This is a genomic window from Xanthomonas sp. NCPPB 3569, from assembly GCF_041475645.2.
Classification (GTDB): Bacteria; Pseudomonadota; Gammaproteobacteria; order Xanthomonadales; family Xanthomonadaceae; genus Xanthomonas; species Xanthomonas phaseoli.
In genome coordinates this window covers 4,369,886-4,390,575 of record NZ_CM192969.1, presented here as the reverse complement: position 1 = coordinate 4,390,575, position 20,690 = coordinate 4,369,886, and the positions used below count along the sequence as shown (strand labels likewise).

The window sequence follows — 20,690 nt, the reverse complement described above, 5'->3', positions numbered from 1 at the left end:
GCTCTCGACGGCACCCCTGCCCGAAGCGATTGTGTGCAAATATACGTTTCATATATGATTCGTATATCGACGCCGAACAGGAGCCATCATGGGCATCGTCAATATCGACGACGACCTGCACGATCAACTCCGCCGTGCGTGCACGGTGAGTAGCCGCTCGATCAATGCGCAGGCCAATTTCTGGATCAAGGTCGGCATGCTGTGCGAAATGCATCCGGACACGACATTTCAGCAGATCGTGGCCGAACAATTGCGCGCGGCGGGCGTACGGCCGCAAGCCTTGAAGCCGGGCCGGGCGTGATCAAGTCGCCCGACGAGATCGCGCTGATGGCGGTGTCTGGCCAGCTACTGGCGCAGGTATTCGATGCGCTGGATCGCTTGCCGCTGGAAGGTCGCAGCACGCTGGAACTCAATGCGTTTGTCGAGCGCATGATTGTCGATGAGCTCGACGCACGGCCTGCGAGCAAGGGGCAATACGGTTTCGAGTTCGTACTCAATGCCTCCATCGACGATATGGTCTGCCATGGCGTGCCATCGGCCGATGACGTGTTGCGCAGCGGGCAGATCGTCAACCTGGACATTACGCTGGAAAAGAACGGCTATATCGCCGATTCCAGTACCACGTATCTGGTGGGCGAGGTCGCCTATCCGGCGCGTCGGCTGGTACAGGCCACGTATCAGGCGATGTGGAAAGGGATTGCGGCGGTGCGCCCGGGCGCGCGCTTGGGCGATATCGGCCATGCCATTGCGCGGCACGCGCGTGCGCACGGCTACAGCGTGGTCAAGGAGTACTGCGGGCACGGCATCGGCCGTGAGATGCATGAAGATCCGCAGATTCTGCATTACGGTCACGCAGGCACCGGCTTGGAGCTGCAGGAAGGCATGGTGTTCACCATCGAGCCGATGATCAACCAGGGCCGTGCGGCGATCCGTTCGCAACCGGATCAGTGGCCGGTGCATACGCGCGATGGCAAGTTGTCGGCGCAGTTCGAACATACCGTGGCGGTGACGCGGACCGGCGTGCGCGTGCTGACCTTACGGACCGGAGAAACACCGCTGTGCGTGGTGGATTGACGCCCAGCAACGCAGCGCTCGCAGCAACCGTCAGTCGGTAGATGCGCGCCTGGATGCATCAGGCCCGCGCGGGATCAACGCGGTAATGTTGGTCTGCAGGAGCAAGTGCACCGCTGTTTCGACACCGGTGAAACGGCCGCGTTGCAGCAGATAGGACAGCATGAGAAGCCCCGCGAACATCAGCGTGGCCCCTGGCCTGATGACGGCTGCCGGAACCAGAAAACCCACCACCATCATCAGCACGGTCCAGTTGCAGAACCCGGTCATGATGATTGCGCGTTGTCGACGGTCGACAACGATGCGCCCGCGCATGATCAACGGATAGACACCGCCGACGAACAGGAAGGTTTCGCGAAACGCATACACGTCTTCGGACAGGCGATGGAACCGCAAGTCCGGCCAGCGCGATGGCTCGACCGCATTTTCCACCTGCGCCAGCGAAAAGCAGGCCAACGCATCGCCGGTGACCGCAATACGCCGTGAAAATACCGGCAGACCCCAGTTGAAATAGTGGCGGTTCCAGGTGATCAGCAAGATGCCTTCGGTCGCAATCAAGCCCAGCAGCAGGTAGAGCATCGTGCATCCCTGTTCGAGTGGCCCAGCGATCGCACGCGCATGGTGTGCCGCGTGCCGGCCCCGATTCTGGCGCCTGAATGGGTGGCCCTGCAATCACGCCTGCGGCGCGGCGCTTGCTTCATCACCGTGCCAGATTGCCTCAGGTCAGCGGCACTCATGCACACTAGGCACTACAGCGGATGCCGGCCCTGCCGGCCCTGCCGGCGCGCCGATCCTGCAATCACTGGTCCCATGCAGCCACTTTCCCACACCTTGCCAGCAGTGCACGCCATGGCGGCGCAACTCCGCCGGCCACTGGACGGCTTGCGCAGGCAGCTGCGCGCCAACGATCTCTGGTTCATTGCCCTGGCTGCGCTGGTGGGGCTGATCGCCGCTGGCTTGATGGTGCTGCAGGCCGGCATTGCGCATCGCCTGCAGAGCTGGCTCTACGCGCTCGCGCCCGAGCAGCGGCTCAGCACGGCCACCTCGATGACGGCCACGCAGTTGCTGGTCTTGCCGCTGGGCGGCTTGCTGGTTGGCCTGGTGACGCTGATGGCGCGGCGGCGCAAACGGCCGCTCGTGGATGCGGTGGAAGCCAATGCCTTGCATGGCGGGCGCATGTCCATGCGCGACAACCTGATCGTTGCGGTCCAGACCTTGTTGTCCAACGGCTTCGGTGCGTCGGTGGGGCTGGAGGCGACTTATACGCAGATGGGGTCGGGCGCCGGCTCGCAGCTGGGACGCGTGTTGCGAGTGCGGCGTGCGGACATGCGCACGCTGGTGGGCGCCGGTGCGGCCGGTGCGATTGCCGGCGCCTTTGGTGCGCCGCTGGCCGGTGCGTTCTATGCGTTCGAGATCGTCATTGGTGCCTACACGCCATCGGCATTGGCACCGGTGGCCGCCGCCGCATTGGCTGGCGCGTTCATGGCCAATGCCCTGGGTGCGGCGCCGTATTCGTTGCCCGCTGCTGCGGCCTACCAATTGCAGCCGCGCGACTATGCGGTCTACATCGCGCTGGGTCTGGCGTGCGCGCTGATCGGCATTGCGGTGATGCGCTTGGTTGCCGGAATCGAACGCGGCGTGGGCCGCATCAATCTGCCGGTGTGGGGGCGCCCGGTCATCGGTGGGTTGTTGCTGATTCCGCTGGCGATGTATTCGCCGCAGGTGTTGTCCTCGGGGCATGGCGCATTGCATCTGGACCTGACCAGCAGCACCTTGCAGGTGCTCGCCATCCTGTTGGTGCTCAAGTGCGTTGCGTCGGGAATTTCGCTGGGTTTCGGTTTCCGCGGCGGTCTGTTCTTCGCCTCGTTGTTCATGGGCTCGCTGGTGGGCAGCCTGTTCGCGGTGAGCCTGAACGTGTTGCTGGGCGCTGCGGTGGTGGACACCACCAGTGCATCGCTGGTGGGCATGGCCGCGCTGGCGGCGGCCATTGTCGGCGCGCCGATGACCATGGCCATGTTGATCCTGGAAGGCACGCACGATTTCGTGCTGGCCAGTGCGGTGATGGTGGCGGTGCTGGTGGCCAATACCGTAGTGCGGCAGGTGTTCGGGTATTCGTTCTCCACCTGGCGGCTGCATCTGCGCGGCGAAAACATCCGCAGTGCGCGCGATGTGGGCTGGGTGCGCAACCTGTCGGCCGGCAAGATGATGCGCAAGGATGCCAACCACACCGCGCACGATATCAGCGTGGCCGAATTCCGGCGGCGGTTCCCGTTGGGCTCCACGCAACGCGTGGTGCTGGAAGATGCAGACGGACACTACGCCGGCGTGGTGCCATTGGCCGTGCTGTACGCCGACAACGTGCAGCTGGACGCGCCGGTCGGCGACTATGCCAAGCACCGCGATGCGGCGCTGCTGGCCAACACCGACATCGTGGCGACCATGAAGGTCTTCGATGCCACGCAGGCCGATGAGTTGGCCGTGATCGACGGCGATCGCAAGGTACTGGGCGTGCTGTCGGAGGGATTCGTGCGCAAGCGTTACGCCGAAGAACTGGAAAAGCGCGAACGCGAACTGATGGGCGAGCGTGTGGTCAGCGACGACTGATTCGTTGGCTGCCAACAACGGCTGCGCTCACGCGTGCGCGTCGTTGACCTTCGTCTGATGTTCGATGCCGATGCACAAGCGCGCCCACGGGTTGTTTGCATCGGCGTGAGCGCGTTAGTATCGCCACTCGTCACCAACGATCTCCTTGGACACATGACACCACCCTGACCGAAGGCATCACGCGCTCGCAGTTGCTGCGAAGGTCCAGGTGTTTGACGTGCATGTAATGCGCCGTGTGGTTGCCGGCGTACGGAGTCGTTCAATGTCCAGAAATTTCCCGTTGCGCCAGCAATGGCTCGGCAACGTGCGTGGCGATGTGCTCGCCGGCATCGTGGTCGCGCTTGCGCTGATTCCCGAAGCCATCGCGTTTTCGATCATAGCCGGCGTCGATCCCAAGGTTGGGCTCTACGCGGCATTCTGTCTTGCAGTGGTGACTTCGATCGCCGGTGGCCGGCCAGGCATGATTTCTGCCGCCACCGGTGCCATGGCGTTGTTGATGGTGGATCTGGTCAAGGATCATGGGGTGCAGTACCTGCTGGCTGCGAGCGTGCTGGCGGGCGTGCTGCAGCTGATCGCAGCCGCATTGCGTCTGGGCGCGTTGATGCGTTTTGTCTCGCGCTCGGTGATCACCGGCTTCGTCAACGCATTGGCGATCCTGATTTTTCTGGCACAGCTGCCGGAGTTGGTCGGCATGCCATGGCCGGTGTATGCGGTGTGCGCAGCGGCATTGGCCATCATCTATCTGCTCCCGCGGATCACCACGGCCATTCCTTCGCCGCTGGTCGCGATTGTGGTGCTGACGGCGGCATGCGCGTATTGGCATCTCGATCTCCGACACGTGGGCGACATGGGCCACCTGCCCGACAGCCTGCCGGTGTTTTTGCTGCCGGATGTGCCACTGACGTGGGACAGCGTGCGCATCCTGCTGCCGGTATCGACGACGCTGGCGATGGTCGGCTTGCTGGAGTCGTTGATGACGGCGCAGATAGTCGAAGACCTGACCGATACCCCGTCGCAGCGCAACCGCGAATGCGCAGGTCAAGGACTGGCGAACATGGTGGCGGGATGCTTCGGCGGCATGGCGGGCTGCGCGATGATCGGGCAGTCGGTCATCAATGTGCGCTCGGGCGGACGCGGGCGCTTGTCGTGCCTGGTGGCTGGCGTGGTCCTGCTGCTGATGGTGGTGTATGGCGCGGCCTGGGTGCGTCAGATTCCGATGGCGGCATTGGTGGCGGTGATGATCATGGTCAGCATCGGCACCTTCAACTGGGGGTCGCTACGCGATCTGCGCAGGCACCCGGCAAGTTCGTCGGTCGTGATGCTTGGCACCGTCGTGGTCACGGTCTGGACGCACGATCTGGCGCGCGGCGTGTTGGTCGGCGTCCTGCTGTCGGCACTGTTCTTCGCGCGCAAGGTCGGGCGCATGCTGCAGGTGCAGGCCAGCGATGGTGACGATGGGGTGCGCGTGTATGCGGTGCGCGGCCAGGTGTTCTTCGCATCGGCTGGGCAATTCGTCGCCAGCTTCGATTTCCTCGGCACGCCGCCGAAGGTGCTGATCGATCTGAGCCATGCGCACTTCTGGGACATCAGTGCAGTGGCGGCGCTGGATCGGGTGGTGCTCAAACTACGCGCACACGGCGCCGAGGTCGAGGTGGCTGGATTGAATCAGGCCAGCGACACGCTGATCGAGACCCTAGGGAAACTCTGAACAATCCATCGTGATCTGCCACAATCGATCAACGACCCGAGTAGACGATTTCGATGCAGCTGACCTTCGGCGACGCGGAGTACAACGGCAAGCGCAAGCGGACGCGGCGTGAGGTGTTCTTGGCCGAGATGGACCAGGTCGTGCCGTGGAAGGACCTGCTGGCGCTGATCGAGCCGCACTACCCGAAGTCGGGGCAGCCGGGGCGACAGCCGTATCGGCTGGAGACCATGCTGCGCATCCACTTTTTGCAGCAGTGGTATGCACTGAGCGATCCATCGGCGGAAGAAGCGCTGTACGACACGGTGTCGATGCGCCGTTTCGCCAAGATCGGCGGGCTGGATGAGGTGCCGGACGAGACGACGATTCTCAACTTCCGCCATCTGTTGGAGCAGCACGATTTGGCGCGCAAGCTGTTCAATCGGGTCAACGCGCACCTGTCGCGCAAGGGGCAGAGCTTGCGCGGCGGGACGATCGTGGACGCCACGATCATCGCTGCGCCCAGCTCGACCAAGAACAAGGATGGCGAGCGCGATCCGGAGATGCACCAAACCAAGAAGGGCAACCAGTACTACTTCGGGATGAAGGCGCACATCGGGGTGGACGATGACTCCGGGCTGGTGCACCACGTGGAGTGCACGGCGGCCAACGTGGCCGATATCACACAAGCGCACAAGCTGCTGCACGGCAAGGAGGACACGCTGTGCGCGGACAGCGGCTACACCGGGCTTGAGAAACGCGAGGAGATGAAGCGCAAGCGCAAACTGCGCTACCTGATCGCGGAGAAGCCCTCGAAGCTGAAGCAGATTAAGAACAAGCGCGAACTGAAGTTGGCCAAGCGCTGGGAGCACACAAAAGCCAGCCTGCGTGCAAAGGTGGAACACCCGTTTCGGGTGATCAAGCGCCAGTTTGGCTACGTCAAGGTGCGCTATCGCGGTTTGGCGAAGAACACCGCACAGATGCTGATGCTGTTTGCGCTGTCGAATCTGTGGCTGAAGCGCAAAGAGTTCATTACCGCCGCGGGGTAGGTGCGCCCGTAATCGGGACGATACCCCGAAAAAGCGCCAAAAACGGCGAAAAACCGAGGATCTGAGCGCGGTCACCGCGACCGATATGGCTTACCACATCCTCCGATCGCGTTGTTCAGACCTTCCCTAGGAACCCATCGGCGCGATGGCGCGCGGCTGCAGCTCGGTCACTGAGCTGGGCTGCTCGCGCCCGGCCAGCGCAGCCGTCGGCGAAGCCGACTGGCGTGCATGGGCGTCCAGCAACGCGGACAGGCGACGATGGCAATCGCGGAAGGCCAGTGCGGAGGCCGGCATGTCGCAGGCGTCGAAGGTGCGTGCCTCGGCCTTCCAGGAGGCGAGCAGGTCTTCCAGATCGCAGATCAAGCTCGGCATGGTGTTTCCTCGGTAGGCGTCTTGCTGTCTACGGGGAGAGACGATGCGCGGATGCAGGCCGGCGTGGCGCGACCCTGCGCCGAGCCACAATGGTTCAGATACTGCGATGAACGGCGCATTTTTTGGGTGCGGCACACGTGCGCATCACAGGGCCGGGAGGAGGGTGGGCAGGCGGTCTTCTGCCGCGGGAGCTGACCATGAGCAACAACCAGAACGCCAACCGGGGTATCGACGACCCGACGCCACCCAACGGCGTCAAGGCGCCGGGCAAGAACGAGGATCTGCTGCAGGACGGGCCTGCGCAGGACAGCGAAATCGATGACGACGACAGCATCGAGGACGAATTGGACGAGGACGCCTAAGCTTGGTTCTGCGGTAGGCACGTGATTGCGGCGAGCCCTGATGGCGCAGGACAGGCATCCCACGTCGTCGACGGCATGAGGTGACATGGCCGCCGCTGGAGTGGCTGCCAGTCCGCCTCTTCAATGCAGGCGCACAGCCACAGCAGGCCCGGCCGCTGACACTGCAATGCGGGTGGGCGCCGGTGATCGACCGCTGGCGCCCAGCGTCAACGCAAGGCTGCTCGCCACCCATTGCCCGCGGTCCTAAACTGCGGGGCCTTTCGATCGCGTCGATACCGCCATGGACACCCTGCCGCCGTTACCTTCCATTGCACTGGGCGAGTACCGTCATTTCAAGGGCGGCCGCTATGAAGTACTCGGTGTGGTGCGCAGCAGCGAAACCCTGGAGCCGCTGGTGCTGTATCGGCCGCTGGAAAGCGATATCGGATTGTGGGTGCGCCCGTATGCGATGTTCGTCGAGCAGGTCGAAGTGGACGGTGTTGCCCGCGCTCGCTTCGAGCGCGTGGAGTGAGCGCCGCGCGCGCAGCCGCGATGCGGCAACCTTGCGCCAGGCCTTGAGCGTGCGATGACGGCCGCGACCACGCCCCTCACGACACCCGACGGCCGTTACCTCATCGTGCGAGAGCGCCTGTGGCGCACCAGCAACCCGCATCTGAGCGAACCGGTGCGTGCTGCGTTGGTGAGTGCACTCATGGATGCGCGACGCGCGGTCAAGGCCGCCAAGCGCGACGACGATGCACAGCGCCTGCTGGCCGCGCGCCGTGCAGTCGACGCAGCCAAGGTCGCCTTGGGTGAACGCGGCACGGTGTGGTGGACCGATGGTGCCAGGGATTTCACTCGGCACCTGGTCAAGAACACCCCGTACGCCGCGTGGTTTGCCGGCTTGCACGCGGCGCTGCCACGTACAGGCGTTGCATAAATGCAGGCCCGGAGAACCCGGGACCTGCGTGTACCTGTCTGGCGTATTGCGTTCGATCAGCCCAGATCGCAATTGCTCGGCTGCGGCCAGGTGGTGGACGGCAGCATGGCTTTGACAGCCGCCGGTGCGCTGATGCCGATGGTGCTGGCGCCGTAGAGATCTTCGAGTTCGTCGATGCTGACGATGTAGCTGTCCAGCGAACCCAGGTTGGCGCTATTGGGAATCAGCCAGCTGATCGCGCGCGAACCGCCGCTCGGGTTGGCGGTGATGATGGTCTTCCAGAAGAAATCCGGTGTGCGGATGCCGTGGCTGCTGAGGAAGTAATCGTTGCTGGTGTCGCTGTAGATCACTCCGCCGTAAACCTGCACGCTGGCGATGTCGCGATAGCATTCGGCCACGTTTTCGGCCTGTACCCAGATGCCCTGATTGAAGCTGGCCACCTGCGGCACGATGTTGCTCATGAGGTTGGCACGGCGGATGTAGGTCGCGTTGTAGTCCATGTGGTTGGACGTCACCAGATGGCCGCGGTCATAGCCGGAACGCACGCTGGCGTACGAGGCCGTGGAGGTCTGGCCGGCACAGCCGCTGGGCAATTAGGTATCCAGATTGAAGCTGGACGGGCGTGCAGCCGAGCCGGTGTCGGCCTGCAGCACGTATTCGTAACGCAGCGCGGTGCGGTTGGTGCAGTCGTACGTCAGTGTATAGCCGCCCTTGTTGAGGGTCACCACCTGCGCCTGTGCGGCGGCACTGAAGGTGGTGAGAAGCAGAGCGACGAAGAAGGTCCTGAAACGCATGGAAGTCAATCTCCTTGAAATCATCGGACGCACGAAGCCGCCGCCGCGATGCATCAGCACATCGACGTTGGACAACGCGGCAGGGGAACAGAGGGCTCGCGGCATGGCGAGCGCTACAGCTATCGCATACAAATGTTGCTTCTTGGTGACTTGGACCCAAGGCGCGTGTGGTTGCCCAGATCTTGTTTCGGCATGCAGCAGGGCGCCCGGCATTCGGTCTGGAGGCGATGCCGTTGATGACGCTGATGGCCTCGGCACTCTTCTTCGATGATGTTTAGAGCTGTGACAAGGTGCGATGGGCACCTCGCGCGGGGTGGACACGGGCAACGCCACGCGCTGGCAAGCCAGGCGTGGCCGATCGACTGCCAGGCGCGAGTCCGCGCGCGCCAGTTGCTTTGCTCAGGCGCAGATCTGCTGCAGGCCGCGATGGCGCGCAATGGCTGCCGCGCATGCAATGGGAGGTGTCATGCAGCCTTGGCCGGCAGCTTGACCACCACCTTGATCTCGAACTGGAAGCCGGCCAACCAGGTCACGCCGACCGCGGTGACGGTGGGATAGGGGGCCGGGCCCCAGTAGCTGACCCACTTGTCCCACATTGCCTCGAACACCACCTCGGGGTTGACCATGAACAAGGTGACGTCGACGACATCCTGCGAGGTGCAGCCGGCCGCGGCAAGGACGGCATCCAGGTTGACGAAGGCGCGGGCAATTTCCGCGTCCAGCTCGGGCTCGGGCGAGCCGTCTTCGCGGCTGCCGACCTGGCCGGCGACGAACAGCAGGCCGCCGGCGCGTACCGCCGGCGAGTAATGGTGGCGCTCGTACAGGGCGTGGCGCCCCTGCGGAAAAACGACGTCGCGTGTGGCCATGGGACTCTCCATCGAAGTGCTAGAACGGAGGTCCACGTTAGGCGCGTGCGCGGCGGCGATAAATCGGCAGCATCGACCAACACTGTTTGTAGAATCCAAACAATCTTGGCGTCGGGAGCAGCGGTGGATCGATTCGATGCAATGCAGGCGTTCGCGCGCGTGGTCGAGACCGGCAGTTTCACCAAGGCGGCCGAACACCTGCACATGAGCCGCGCCAGCGCGACCCAGCTGGTGCAGCAGCTGGAAGCGCGCCTGCGGGTGAAGCTGCTCAATCGCACCACGCGCCGGGTGCAGGTCACTGCCGATGGCGCGGCCTATTACGAGCGCGTGCTGCGCCTGCTGGCAGACATGGACGATGCCGAAACCAGCCTGTCGGTTGCAGCCACCTCGCCACGCGGGCGCCTGCGCGTGGACGTGCCCAGCCCGTTGGCGCGGCTGATCCTGATGCCGGCGTTGCCGGCATTCCATGCGCGTTATCCGGAGATCCAGCTGGACATGGGCGTGAGCGACCGCCGCGTGGATCTGATCGGCGAAAACGTCGATTGCGTGATACGCGGCGGCGCCATCACCGACCAGTCGTTGATGGCGCGTCACGTGGGCGACCTGCAGGCCGGCGTGTATGCCGCGCCCGATTACCTGCAGCGGCTGGGTGCCCCGACGCACCCGACGGAGCTGGAAAATACCCGGCATCGCTGTGTCGGCTTCATGCGCTGGGGCAGCAGCACAACCGTGCCGTATGTGATGCAACGCGGCGACGAAGCGGTGCGCGTGCACGGCCGCCACGTAGTGGCCGCCGACGATGGCAATGCCTATCTGGCCGCCGGCCTGGCCGGCATGGGTGTGCTGTGGCTGCCGGTGTATATGGCCAACGCGCATGTCGCCAGCGGCGAGCTGGTGCCGATCTTCCAGGACTGGCAGCTGGAAGCGATGCCGCTGTCGATCGCTTTCCCACCCAACCGCCATGTCAGCGCCAAGCTGCGCGTGTTCATCGATTGGGTGATCGCGCTGATGGCCGAGCATGCCCCAGTGATGGCACCCGCACCGCGGTGAGCGCCACAGGCATGGGCGGCGCTATTGCATCACTTCGCGCCGCACCGGATACCGCCAGCCGCTGATCGCCGCGTAGGGCGAACGTGCATAGACCCACTGCAGGCGCGCATCGCCATCGGCGCGGAACGCCGCATCGTTGGCCAGTTTTTGTTCGAACGCGCTGCGTAGCGCGGCGTCGCTGCGCAACACGCGTTCGCTGAATTCGACCAGCTCGGTGCCATACAGCCCGCTATCGGGGCTGCCGGCATGGCGGAAACGTCCGCTGGCCAGCAGCGAATCGCTGCTGCGCGGTTCCAGCAAGGCGGCGGCCAACATACGCATCGGTTGATCGGCGGGCACGCGGACGCTGCCGGCGGGAAAGCTTTCTTCTACGTCGAAGGTGTGCGGGACCTGATCGCTGCCGGTCTTGATGATGCGGATCTGCTGTACCGCGCGCCGGGCCGGCTGCTGCAGACGGTCGTAGGCGATGCGATGCGCATCGAGCAACGCCAGCACATCGTCGTTGCCGGGCGGAATCCACCAGGCCACCGGGTACTGCACGGCCTGCGTCTGCCGGTAGCCGATGACCGGCATCGACCAGGTCTCGTCGCGGCCTTCCCAGCGCAATTCCGGCCGGCCGGACACCGGCGACAGGGCGCGGGTGTAGGTCACGCCCTTGAACGGAATATGGTCGATCGGCTGCGGCAGGCGTTCCCATGCCACCATCAATTCGTGCGGGCGGGCCGCGCGATCGGCACGCTTGGCCGCATCGATGGCGTGTGCATCGCGGCCGACCAGGCGCAGGGCTTCTTCCAGCAGCACGTAATCGCCGAGCACGCGTTGCCGGTAGGACTTCAAGCGGTGGTTTTCCACCAGCACGGTGGGGATGCCGGCGAAGTCGCCATAACCGGTGGAATAGCGCGGGCCTTCGGGCGAATAGCGCAAGCCCGAGCGCGGCGCGTCTTCGTCGATCAGGCTGGGATAGATCGCAGGTTGATGACCCTGGCGGCGCAGCGCGGCGTCGACGGCTGGCGTGAAGTGCTGCTGCAGCCAACCGGCCGTGGCGCGCGAGCGCGCGTAGGTGCCCCAGCCGGCGAAGGTGAAAGTGATGTCGTACTGATGATCGAGCCCGCCACTGACATGCAGGTCGATATACAGCGCCGGGTCGAGCGTGTGCAGCAGCGCGACGATCGCGCGCGTCTCCGGCGCTTCCAGGTTGAGATAGTCGCGATTGAGGTTGATGCCGCGCGTGGTGGTATTCCAGCCCATCTGCTGCGGGCCGCGCAATGCGGCGCCGATGAGCGGGCCGCGTTGTTCGTGCCCATCGCTGTTGAGGATGGGCACGAACACGAAATCCACCTCGTCCAGCAGCGCGTCCTTGCCGCGTTGTGCAATATCACGCAGCAGCATCAGGCCGGCGTCCTTGCCATCGATCTCGCCGCCGTGGATGCCGGCCTGTGCCAGCACGACCGGTTTGCCGGGCTTGCCCTTGCGTGCGCGCACCAGCAGCAGCTCGCGCCCTTCGCCGGTCTTGCCGAATACCTCCAGCGACAGCAGCGGCGAGGCGGCAACCAGCCGTTGCAGCCACGCACGCGTTTGCGCATAGCTGGGCGTGCTGACGAAGTCGCTGCGTTCGGCCGGCGTTATCCACGGATCGTCCGGTGCCGCGATCAATGCTTCGCTGGCACCGTGCCACGCGCGGACCGGCGGCAACGGGGCGCTGGTATCGATGGTCTGCGCGTTGAGTTGTGCGGCAGCGAACAGTGCGATGGCCAGCCCCTTGGCAAGGCGTCGGGTGCTGCGCGCGCTGTTGGACGCCTTGGCGTCAGCGGGAGCGTGGCGGTCGGAGACAGGGAATGCGTCGGGCGGAAGACAGCTGCGCGTTTCGAAGGTCATGTGGGGTCTGAGGGTCTCGCGTGGTGGTGACGGTGTCTGCGTGTGCCGGTCGGGCGTGCCAGCGCGGGGCGCCTGGTTGGATGTTCGCGCCGCAAGGCGCTGGCTGCAGGCGCAATGCGTGGCACGGCGCCCAGTCAGCGGCGCTCAGGCTTTTGCCCGCTGCGGCAGGCGGATTTTGGCGGCCTAGGCAATGTGATAACGTATCATTTCCTGACGCATCTGCGTTCACGCCCTTCACTTTTTCAATGACCCACGCGATTTCAATCTCCGACCTGCACGTGGCCTACCGTGGCCGCGCGGTGCTGCAGGGGCTGAATCTCGGCGTCGCGCCCGGCACCGTCTACGCCTTGCTCGGCGGCAATGGCGCCGGCAAGTCGTCCACGCTGTCCACGTTGCTGGGCTTCGTCAAACCCGTCTGCGGCAGCGTGCGAGTGGACGCCGTGGACCCCGTCGCCGACCCCGCCAACGCACGTGCGCGCTTGGCCTATCTGCCGGAAAACGTGGCGCTCTACGAGCATCTGAGCGCATTGGAAAATGCCGACTATCTGCTCGCCCTGGCCGGCCAGCGCCGCAGCCAGGCCGCCATTGGCGAGGCATTTGCGTCCGCCGGGCTGCAGCGCGATGCCTGGGCGCAACGGCTGGCAGGGTTCTCCAAAGGCATGCGGCAGAAGGTGGCCATTGCCGTGGCCACGTTGCGCGAGGTGCCGGTGCTGCTGCTGGACGAGCCCACCTCCGGGTTGGATCCGCGCGCCATTGCCGACTTCAATCGCCTGGTCGGCAGCGTGCGCGCACGCGGCGCCGCGGTGCTGATGGTCACCCACGATCTGCTAGGTGCGGTGGAGGTGGCCGACCGCATCGGGTTTCTGGAAAACGGCCGGATTGCCGAAGAGATCGGCGCCGGCGACAGCGGCTTCGATGTGCGCACCCTGCATGCGCGTTTCGTGCGCCCGCAGGATCGCGCTGCGTGAGGCTTCACGTATGAGCCCGGTGTTGCTGGTCGCACGCGAAGAACTGCGCTATATGGCGCGCAACCGGTCCGCGGCCATCGGTGTGGTGTTGCTGATGTTGCTCACCCTGGTTGCGGCGTTGACCGCTGCGCACCACCAGCGCGATGTGGCCGATTTCCGCGCGCGGCAGCAACAGGCAGCGCAGCAGGCGTTCGAAGCGCAGCCGGACCGGCATCCGCACCGCGTGGTGCACTACGGCCATTTCATCTATCGCCCGTTGCCGGCACTGGCCGCATTCGATTCCGGCGTGGATGCGTTCACCGGCAACAGCATGTTTCTGGAAGGGCACCGCCAGAACACCGCCAATTTCGGCGATGTGCGCCAGAGTTCGTTGCTGGTGCGGTTCGGTCAGCTCACGCCTGCCTTCGTGTTGCAGGTGCTGGCGCCGCTGATATTGGTCTTTTTGGGCTACGGCGCAGTGGCGCGCGAGCAGGAAACCGGCACCTTGCGCGCGCTGTTGCTACAGGGCGCCACGCGCCGGCAGTTGCTCGGCGGCAAGTATCTGGCGCTGGCGGCGGTGGCCGGCGCCTGTCTGCTGCCGGCCCTGATCGGCCTGGCACCGATTGCGTTGTTGCCAGGACAAGCGCCGCTGGTTGCGCTACTGGTGCTGGCCTATGGCGCGTATCTGCTGGTGTGGTGTGCGTTGGTGCTGGCGGTGTCGATGCTGTGCCGGCGCGGCCGCGACGCGCTGTTGGTGTCGCTGGCGGTGTGGGTGTGGCTGGCCTTGCTGGTGCCGCGCGTGGCGCCGGACGCGGCCAGTGCCGCGTACCGGCTGCCGACCCGGTTGGAAACCGATGTGGCGATCCAGCGCGACCTGCGCACGCTCGGCGACAGCCACAATCCGGACGACCCGCACTTTGCGCAATTCAAGCAGCAGACGCTGGCCCGTTACGGCGTGCAGCGCGTGGAAGACCTGCCGGTGAACTACAAGGGCTTGCTGGCACTGGAAGGCGAACGGCTGACCGCAAGCCTGTTCGAGCGCTATGCAGGCCGCGACGCATCCATCCAGCAGCAACAGAACCTGCTGGTGCGTGCATTCGCGTTGCTGAGCCCGACGGTGGCGCTGCGCGAAGTGTCGATGACGTTGGCAGAAACCGACCTGCGCGCGCATCTGCGGTTCCTGGCCCAGGCTGAGCACTACCGCTACACGCTGGTGCAGCAACTCAACCGGCTGCAGGCCGACGCGGTCAGCATGGCCGACGACACCGCCCAGGACGCAGGCGCCGATCGCCGCAAGCGGATTTCGTCCGAGCACTGGCATGAGATTCCGGTGTTCGCGTTCCAGCCGGCATCGGCGACCGAGGTGATCGGCACGGCAGGTGCGGCGTTCGGCCTGATTGGAGCCTGGCTGCTCGCCGCGCTGTGCATGCTGGTGGCGGCCGGGCGAGGGGTGGGAGTGGCGCGCTGATGGTGTTGTGGAAATACGAACTGCTGTTGCTGCTGCGTGCACGTGCGGCGCTCGCCGGGTTGCTGTTGCTTGCGGTGCTCACCGTGTGCAGCCTGCTGTCCGGGCAACACGTGATGGCGACGCAGCGGGACAACATCGCCAGGATTGCAGGGCTGCAGCGCGAAGACAGCGCGTTGGTAGAAGACTATGTGGCGCGTTCCAACGATGCCGGCAGCGCGGCCTATTACAGCTTTCATCCTACCTGGGACCCGCCATCGCCGCTGGCGTTTGCGGCGGTCGGCATGCGCGATGTCTCGCCGCATATCCTGCGTGCGCGCGCGCTGGGGCTGGAAGCGCAGATCCATGACGGGGACAGCTACAACCCCGAACTCGCGCTGGCTGGCCGCTTCGACTACGCGTTCGTGCTGGTGTTCCTGCTGCCGCTGTTCGTGATCGCGCTGCTGTTCGATCTGCGTTCGGGCGAGCGCGAAGCGGGGCGTGCGCGCATGCTTGCTGCACTGCCCGGTGCGGGCGCCGCGCTGCTGGTACGGCGCGTGGTGGTGCGCGCGGCGGCGGTGCTTGTGTGCCTGAGCGTGCCGTTCGTCATGTTCGCCACGTTCAATGCGGTGCCGTGGTTGCAGCAACTGGCGGTGCTGGCACTGGGCAGTGCGTACCTGTTGTTCTGGGTGCTGCTGTCGGTGCTGGTCGGGCGCATCCAGTGGCGGCCTGCCGCGCATGCCACGGCATTGGCTACCTGCTGGGTCGTGCTGGCGTTGGTGGCGCCGGCGCTGGCGCACGTGGCAATCAATCAGGCTGTGCCGGTCAACCAGGGTACCGAGATTGCGCGGTTGCAGCGCGAGGCGGTCAACCATGCCTGGGACATTCCGCGCCAGGACACCATGCAGGCGTTCTACGCGCGCAATCGGCAATGGGCCGACTCGGCGCCGCTGACGACCGCGTTTCACTACAAGTGGTACTTCGCATTTCATGAAAATGGCGACCAGCAGGTGGCGTCGCAGGTAGCAGCGTATCGGCAGGGGCTGCAGCGGCGCGAGGCGTTGGCGCAACGCGTGGCCAGCGTGCTGCCGCCGGTTGCGCTGCAGGCAGCGCTCACGCGCCTGGCCAGCACCGATCTGCAGGCACAGCTGGCGTATCAGGATCGCATTCGCGCCTATCACCGGGCGCTGCGCACGTTCTACTACGGCTATCTGTTCGGCGACCGCCCGTTCACGCGCGAGGATTTCGGGCGGGCGCCGCGTTTCGAAGCAACGGACGGCCCTGCTTCCTAGCGGTCTCGGCGTTTCATCTTTTGCCTGCGTCGTTTACTCGCGTCCCGGACGTGCTGCGCCGGGGCGCTTCTGGCGTTCTGCCCGATGCCCGTGTCCGCGCGCCGCCGCATGCTGCACGCGCTGACCATGCTCGGCCCGCTGGCCTGCGCCTGCGCGCAGGCTGCGCACTCGCAGGCACGCGACCTGGCTGCGGTGCAGGTGCGCAGCCAATACACGCGGTACCGCGCGCTGGGCATTACCGGTGCCACCGGGACCGATGCGCCGCTGCGTGATCTGCCGATCAGTGCGCGGGTACCCGACCGGACCTCGCTCGAGATGCAGGCCTGCGTCAGGTTGCCCGGCGTGCATCGGGAACCGATCGCGGCCCTAACTGCCTCGCTTCGACGGACGCTTGCTGCGTTTCTTGCCTGGCGCCAGCGGTGCGGTTTCTTCGTTGGCCAACGCGCCGCCGGTGTGCAGCTGCTCCAGCCATGACAACGCATCCACATAACCGAGGAAGTGCTGCAGATAGCCCGGCGAGCGCTCGCGCATCAGCGTGATGCAGCGATGCACCAGCACGCTGGAATTGAGCGGGCCGGCATCCTTGGGCGCATCCTGCAGCGACTGCCGCACCTGGCTGGCGGTGCGCACGGTGGTCCAGGTGCGACGAAAGTCGTCCAGCGCCGGTAGCTCCGGAAACCGCATGGCATCTGCGCTGGCAGTCTTGCGGCTGTCCACTTCCATCAGCGCCGCATGCCCGGCCATCTGCGCGGTGAGCGCACCCAAGGCGCTGGGCTGCGGCGAGCCCGGCGTGGCCGCAGGCGCTGCACGGTTCCCACGGCGACGCGCTGCCTGCCGCAGCGCTGTCGCATACCTATCGACCATCGCGCCAAGCTTGTGTTCCAGCACCTCACGCACCGCATCGGCCTGCGCATCGGCGCGCACTGCCAATGCTTCCATCAGATGGAAGCGGACCGGATCCAGCCGATCGGCGCCCTGGCTGCGCCAGCGCTGCAGTTGCGCGCGTGCGGGCAGTGCCGGCTTGCTCATCGTGGTGCGGTGGTCGCTGCGGGCTGCGCCGATGCGTCTGCACGCGAGGACGGGCGCGCGATCGGCGCGATCTCCACGCGACGGTTCTTCGCGCGGCGGGCTTCATCGGCGTTGGAATCCACCGGTTGCTGCGAGCCGAATGCGGCCGCGAACACCGAGGATGCCGGCACGCCTTCGGCGATCAAGGCACGGGTCACCGTGAGTGCGCGTTGCGCGGACAGTTCCCAGTTGTCGGCGTAGCGGCGATTGCCGCCCAGCACCGGGCGATCGTCGGTAAATCCGCTGACCATCAGGATCTCGTCGCGCGCGCGCAGGTATTGCGTCAATGGCGTGGCCAGCGACTTCAAGACCTCGCGTCCTTCCGGCTGCAGTTCGTCGGAATTGAATGCAAACAGCACATTGCCGCGAATGCCGATGCGGCCATCGACCAGGGTCACGCGGCCGGCAGCCAACGGTGCGGCCAATGCCTGTTCCAGCGTCTGCCGACGTCGCGCTTCGGCCTGACGTTGTTTGACTTCCGCGTCCAGGCGGCTGGACAGCTGCAACTGCACGCCGATCACGCCGACCAGGATCAGCACGAACGCGCCCAGCAGCACCGACATCAGATCGCCGAATGCCGCCCAGATGGGCGTGCCCAGCTCGCCGTCGCTTTCGATCTCGTCGCTCATGCCGTTTCTGCTTGGCCGGGTTCGCTGCGCCCGCGATCGAGCTGGCGCAGTTCTTCGATGATCTGCTTCTGCGAGAGCATGCTGAGGTCGACCACTTCGCGCGCCTGTGCGACGTAGTAGGCAAGTTGGTCGTCGCTGCGTGCCAGCGAGGCATCGAGTGCCGTGGCAACGTGCTGCAGGCGCTCGTTGAGCTCGCCGGTGGCACCGCTGAACAACTGCACCGCCATGCCGAACGCTTCGCCCAGGCTGGCCACCTCCACCGCGCTGCCGCTGACATGGGCGGCCACTGCGCCGAGCTTGCCGGTTTCGCTGCCGATCTGTTCGGTGAGCTGGTTGCCTACGCGCTGCAGCAGGTCAGCCGAGGTGGTCACCAGGGCATCCACCGCTTCGCGTTGTTCGGTGGAGGCGTGATTGACTGCGTTGAGCAAGGTATCCAGGGTCGCGAGCAGCTTGCTGCGTTCTTCCAGCATGGCGGTGTCGCGCACCATGCTCTCGGACAGCGATTGGCGCAGCTCGGCCACGACATCGGCCGCGGCCTTGGGCGCTTCGGAGGCGATCTGCATCAAGCGCGACACTTCGCTGATCGTCGCGCTGGCCTGTGCCTGCGCCTGCGTGGACAGCGCGCTGGCGGTGCTGGCCAGGGTGTCGCAGATGGCCTGCTGCTGCTGGGCGACGCGTTCGCCGGTCTGTTCCCATTGCGCGGCCAGGGCCGTGCTCATCGCGCCGAAGCGCTCGCTCCACAGCGCCAGGCGCTTGGTGTCGCGCGCTTCCAGTGCCGCCTGCAGGTCGGTGTGCGATTGCTGCAATGTCCCGACCAGGGCCGCCGCATGCGCGTCGAAACTGGCAGTGGCCGCGGCCAGTGCGCTGTGGTGCTGGCTGGACAACGTGGCGCTGGCGTGTTGCTGCTGGGCCAGTGCATCGCTCCACGCATTGGCAGCGTCGGCGCTGGATTGCTGCATGCGTTGCGAGACCGCATCCACCAACGCGGCAGAGCGTGCCTCGAAGGTGCTGGCAAAGTGCGCGAGCGTGCCTTGCAGTTCCTGGGTGAGCGCAGCATTAGCACGTTGTTGCTCGGCTACCGCGGCAGTCCACGTTGCTGCGGCAGTGGCGGTGCTGTCGACAAATCCGTTGCTGAGCCCGTCGAGTTGCTGCTGCACGGCCTGCTGCACGCCTTCGTGCAGGGCGCTGGTCTGCTGCGCCAGTTGCTCGAGGGTGGCGTGCAGCTGTGCACTGTGCGTTTCGGTGGCACGTTGCTGTTCGGTAAGTACGGCGGCCCAGGTGGCGGCGGTGGCCGCGGTGCTGCTGGCAAAGCCCTCGTCGAGTGCGCTCAACTGCTGCTGCACGGCCTGGGTGACGCTGTCCTGCACGGCAGCGCTGCGCTGGTCAATCTGTTCCAGCGTGCCCTGCAGCTGCTCGGTCAACGTGGCCTGCGTGCGTTCCTGCGCGGCCAACGCCACCTGCCAGTGCTCGGTCGCCGTGCGCGCATTCTGCGCGATGGCTGCAGTGACGCCTTGCAACTGCTGCTGCACGGCGCTGCTCACGCTGTCCTGCACGGCCACGCCATGCGCGGCAATCTGTTCCAGTGTGGCCTGCAACTGCGCGGTATGGGTCTGCTGCGCGCGTTCTTGCGCCGCCAATGCCGTGCTCCAGTGCTGCGCCGTGGTGCTGGCACTGGTCTGGAAGCCGTGGGTAATGCCGTCCAGCTGTTGCTGCACGGCTTGCGTGACGTGTGCCTGCAATGCGACCGTATCGCGCGCGATGCTGGCCATGGTGGCTTCCATCGCCGGCTGCAATGCCGCACCGACCGCCCGTGCGCTTTCGGCGACACCGGCTTGCAGCGCGTGTTCCATTGCCGTGGCCAGCCGCGCATACGCCGCTTCGCTTTTGGCGTGGAAATCGGCTTGCTGGGTGGTCAGGCGCTGCTCGGCAGCCAGGCTGTGCTGTTCGATGCTGTGCATCAGCGTCTGCAACCGGTCGATCAAGGCCGGCATCAAGGCGCTTTGCTGCTGCTGCAGCTTGAATGCTTCGCCACGTCGATGCGCATCCGAATGCGTGTGCAGTTCGGATGCGATCTTCAGGTCCAGCTGTTGCACCGCCTGCAGGCGCTCGCGCCGGCACAGCGCCGACAACAACCCCAGCATGGCCGATGTCGCCACACCGGCGATGGAGGTGCCGAACGCGAACGCCAGGCCTTCCACCGGTGCGGCGAGCGAGCCGCGAATGGCCTGCAAATCGGTGGCGCTCTGCAACGCAAAACCGGTGCCCTTGAGCGTGGCCATCATGCCCAGCAGGGTGCCGAGCATGCCAAGCAACACCAGCAAGCCGACCAGATACGGCGTCAGCACCGGTGCCGGCAATGCCACGCGCTCGCCCTTGATACGCAGGCGCACCGCATTGCGCAGGCCAGGGTGAACCGTTTGTAGCCAATCGCTCAGGGCAGAAGGCGCCGTGGCCAGCCCATCGACGGCCGCTACCAGCGTCGCCGTGGCCTGCCGGTAGCGATACAGCTCCAGTGCGCCGGCCACATAACAGGCGCCGATCACCGCCGCGACACAGGCGCCGAGCGGGTTGGAGCCGAGATAACCGATGCCGACCCAGCAAACCGCCAGCAGGCCGACGAGAAACACACACACGTGTACGAGAGTTCTGAACATGACGTCCCAG

The 20,690-nt window shown here is 65.5% G+C and carries 19 protein-coding genes and 2 pseudogenes; 13 read left to right on the top strand and 8 right to left on the bottom strand.

Annotated elements, in window-relative coordinates:
- Positions 1-88: 88 nt before the first annotated feature.
- Together ACCQ03_RS18910 and map are read left to right on the top strand one after the other, a co-directional pair.
- On the top strand, positions 89-301 hold the full coding sequence (locus tag ACCQ03_RS18910; protein ID WP_014091192.1) for a ParD-like family protein: 213 nt from the start codon (positions 89-91) through the stop codon (positions 299-301).
- Positions 298-1,074 carry a type I methionyl aminopeptidase gene (map, locus tag ACCQ03_RS18905; RefSeq protein WP_057678063.1) on the top strand — a complete coding sequence of 259 codons (777 nt, stop codon included), beginning with the start codon at positions 298-300 and terminating at the stop codon, positions 1,072-1,074. The genes ACCQ03_RS18910 and map overlap by 4 nt, the downstream gene beginning before the upstream one ends.
- 30 nt (positions 1,075-1,104) lie before the next feature.
- On the opposite strand, the gene ACCQ03_RS18900 is transcribed toward map, so the two are convergent.
- Positions 1,105-1,650: a hypothetical protein gene (locus ACCQ03_RS18900; protein ID WP_057678062.1), complete on the bottom strand. Its 546-nt coding sequence runs from the start codon at positions 1,648-1,650 to the stop codon at positions 1,105-1,107.
- 270 nt (positions 1,651-1,920) lie between these two features.
- On the opposite strand from ACCQ03_RS18900, the gene ACCQ03_RS18895 reads away from it, so the two are divergent.
- From ACCQ03_RS18895 to ACCQ03_RS18885, 3 genes are all read left to right on the top strand, one after another.
- Complete coding sequence (locus tag ACCQ03_RS18895) at positions 1,921-3,675, top strand: chloride channel protein (protein WP_209227316.1); 1,755 nt, start codon at positions 1,921-1,923, stop codon at positions 3,673-3,675.
- Between the two features lie 262 nt (positions 3,676-3,937).
- A complete protein-coding gene (locus ACCQ03_RS18890; protein WP_209227314.1) occupies positions 3,938-5,383 on the top strand; it encodes a SulP family inorganic anion transporter in 1,446 nt (481 codons plus the stop codon).
- A 53-nt stretch (positions 5,384-5,436) separates the two neighbouring features.
- The gene (locus tag ACCQ03_RS18885) at positions 5,437-6,408 is read left to right on the top strand and encodes an IS5 family transposase (protein ID WP_150147813.1); all 972 of its coding nucleotides are present in this window, start codon (positions 5,437-5,439) and stop codon (positions 6,406-6,408) included.
- Between the two features lie 126 nt (positions 6,409-6,534).
- Here the strand turns inward: ACCQ03_RS18885 and ACCQ03_RS18880 are convergent, their stop codons facing one another.
- Entirely contained in the window at positions 6,535-6,780 is a 246-nt protein-coding gene (locus tag ACCQ03_RS18880; protein WP_057678059.1) for a hypothetical protein, read from the bottom strand.
- A 197-nt stretch (positions 6,781-6,977) separates the two neighbouring features.
- On the opposite strand from ACCQ03_RS18880, the gene ACCQ03_RS18875 reads away from it, so the two are divergent.
- The 3 genes from ACCQ03_RS18875 (at position 6,978) to ACCQ03_RS18865 (ending at position 8,061) form a co-directional block, all read left to right on the top strand.
- On the top strand, positions 6,978-7,142 hold the full coding sequence (locus tag ACCQ03_RS18875; RefSeq protein ID WP_181124306.1) for a hypothetical protein: 165 nt from the start codon (positions 6,978-6,980) through the stop codon (positions 7,140-7,142).
- Between the two features lie 280 nt (positions 7,143-7,422).
- Complete coding sequence (locus ACCQ03_RS18870) at positions 7,423-7,653, top strand: DUF1653 domain-containing protein (RefSeq protein WP_057678058.1); 231 nt, start codon at positions 7,423-7,425, stop codon at positions 7,651-7,653.
- Positions 7,654-7,707: 54 nt separating this feature from the next.
- A complete protein-coding gene (locus ACCQ03_RS18865; protein WP_209227059.1) occupies positions 7,708-8,061 on the top strand; it encodes a hypothetical protein in 354 nt (117 codons plus the stop codon).
- 56 nt (positions 8,062-8,117) lie between these two features.
- Here the strand turns inward: ACCQ03_RS18865 and ACCQ03_RS18860 are convergent.
- Positions 8,118-8,855: pseudogene (locus ACCQ03_RS18860) on the bottom strand (DNA/RNA non-specific endonuclease).
- A gap of 464 nt (positions 8,856-9,319) precedes the next feature.
- Entirely contained in the window at positions 9,320-9,721 is a 402-nt protein-coding gene (locus tag ACCQ03_RS18855; protein WP_209227061.1) for a Rid family hydrolase, read from the bottom strand.
- Positions 9,722-9,826: 105 nt separating this feature from the next.
- On the opposite strand from ACCQ03_RS18855, the gene ACCQ03_RS18850 reads away from it, so the two are divergent.
- Positions 9,827-10,771 carry a LysR family transcriptional regulator gene (locus ACCQ03_RS18850; protein ID WP_042674847.1) on the top strand — a complete coding sequence of 315 codons (945 nt, stop codon included), beginning with the start codon at positions 9,827-9,829 and terminating at the stop codon, positions 10,769-10,771.
- A gap of 21 nt (positions 10,772-10,792) precedes the next feature.
- Here ACCQ03_RS18850 and ACCQ03_RS18845 read toward each other — a convergent pair whose 3' ends face one another.
- Positions 10,793-12,646 carry a M14 family metallopeptidase gene (locus tag ACCQ03_RS18845; RefSeq protein WP_209227063.1) on the bottom strand — a complete coding sequence of 618 codons (1,854 nt, stop codon included), beginning with the start codon at positions 12,644-12,646 and terminating at the stop codon, positions 10,793-10,795.
- Positions 12,647-12,891: 245 nt separating this feature from the next.
- Between ACCQ03_RS18845 and ACCQ03_RS18840 the strand changes: the two genes are divergently transcribed.
- The 4 genes and pseudogenes from ACCQ03_RS18840 to ACCQ03_RS18825 form a co-directional block, all read left to right on the top strand.
- The gene (locus ACCQ03_RS18840; RefSeq protein ID WP_150147036.1) at positions 12,892-13,614 is read left to right on the top strand and encodes an ABC transporter ATP-binding protein; all 723 of its coding nucleotides are present in this window, start codon (positions 12,892-12,894) and stop codon (positions 13,612-13,614) included.
- A 10-nt stretch (positions 13,615-13,624) separates the two neighbouring features.
- Positions 13,625-15,061, top strand: coding sequence for an ABC transporter permease (locus ACCQ03_RS18835; protein ID WP_057678051.1), 1,437 nt, complete (start codon positions 13,625-13,627; stop codon positions 15,059-15,061).
- Entirely contained in the window at positions 15,061-16,329 is a 1,269-nt protein-coding gene (locus ACCQ03_RS18830) for a DUF3526 domain-containing protein (RefSeq protein ID WP_209227067.1), read from the top strand. Before ACCQ03_RS18835 ends, ACCQ03_RS18830 begins: the two co-directional genes overlap by 1 nt.
- Before the next feature lie 84 nt (positions 16,330-16,413).
- Positions 16,414-16,671: pseudogene (locus ACCQ03_RS18825) on the top strand (TonB-dependent siderophore receptor); the annotation flags it as partial.
- 24 nt (positions 16,672-16,695) lie between these two features.
- On the opposite strand, the gene ACCQ03_RS18820 reads toward ACCQ03_RS18825, so the two are convergent.
- The 3 genes from ACCQ03_RS18820 to ACCQ03_RS18810 are packed head-to-tail and all read right to left on the bottom strand — an operon-like array spanning position 16,696 to position 20,680.
- Positions 16,696-17,358, bottom strand: a complete 663-nt coding sequence (locus tag ACCQ03_RS18820; RefSeq protein WP_209227072.1) for a DUF2894 domain-containing protein — start codon at positions 17,356-17,358, stop codon at positions 16,696-16,698.
- The gene (locus tag ACCQ03_RS18815) at positions 17,355-18,026 is read right to left on the bottom strand and encodes an OmpA family protein (protein ID WP_057678049.1); all 672 of its coding nucleotides are present in this window, start codon (positions 18,024-18,026) and stop codon (positions 17,355-17,357) included. The genes ACCQ03_RS18820 and ACCQ03_RS18815 overlap by 4 nt, the downstream gene beginning before the upstream one ends.
- Complete coding sequence (locus tag ACCQ03_RS18810) at positions 18,023-20,680, bottom strand: DUF802 domain-containing protein (protein ID WP_209227077.1); 2,658 nt, start codon at positions 20,678-20,680, stop codon at positions 18,023-18,025. Before ACCQ03_RS18810 ends, ACCQ03_RS18815 begins: the two co-directional genes overlap by 4 nt.
- Between the last annotated feature and the right edge of the window lie 10 nt (positions 20,681-20,690).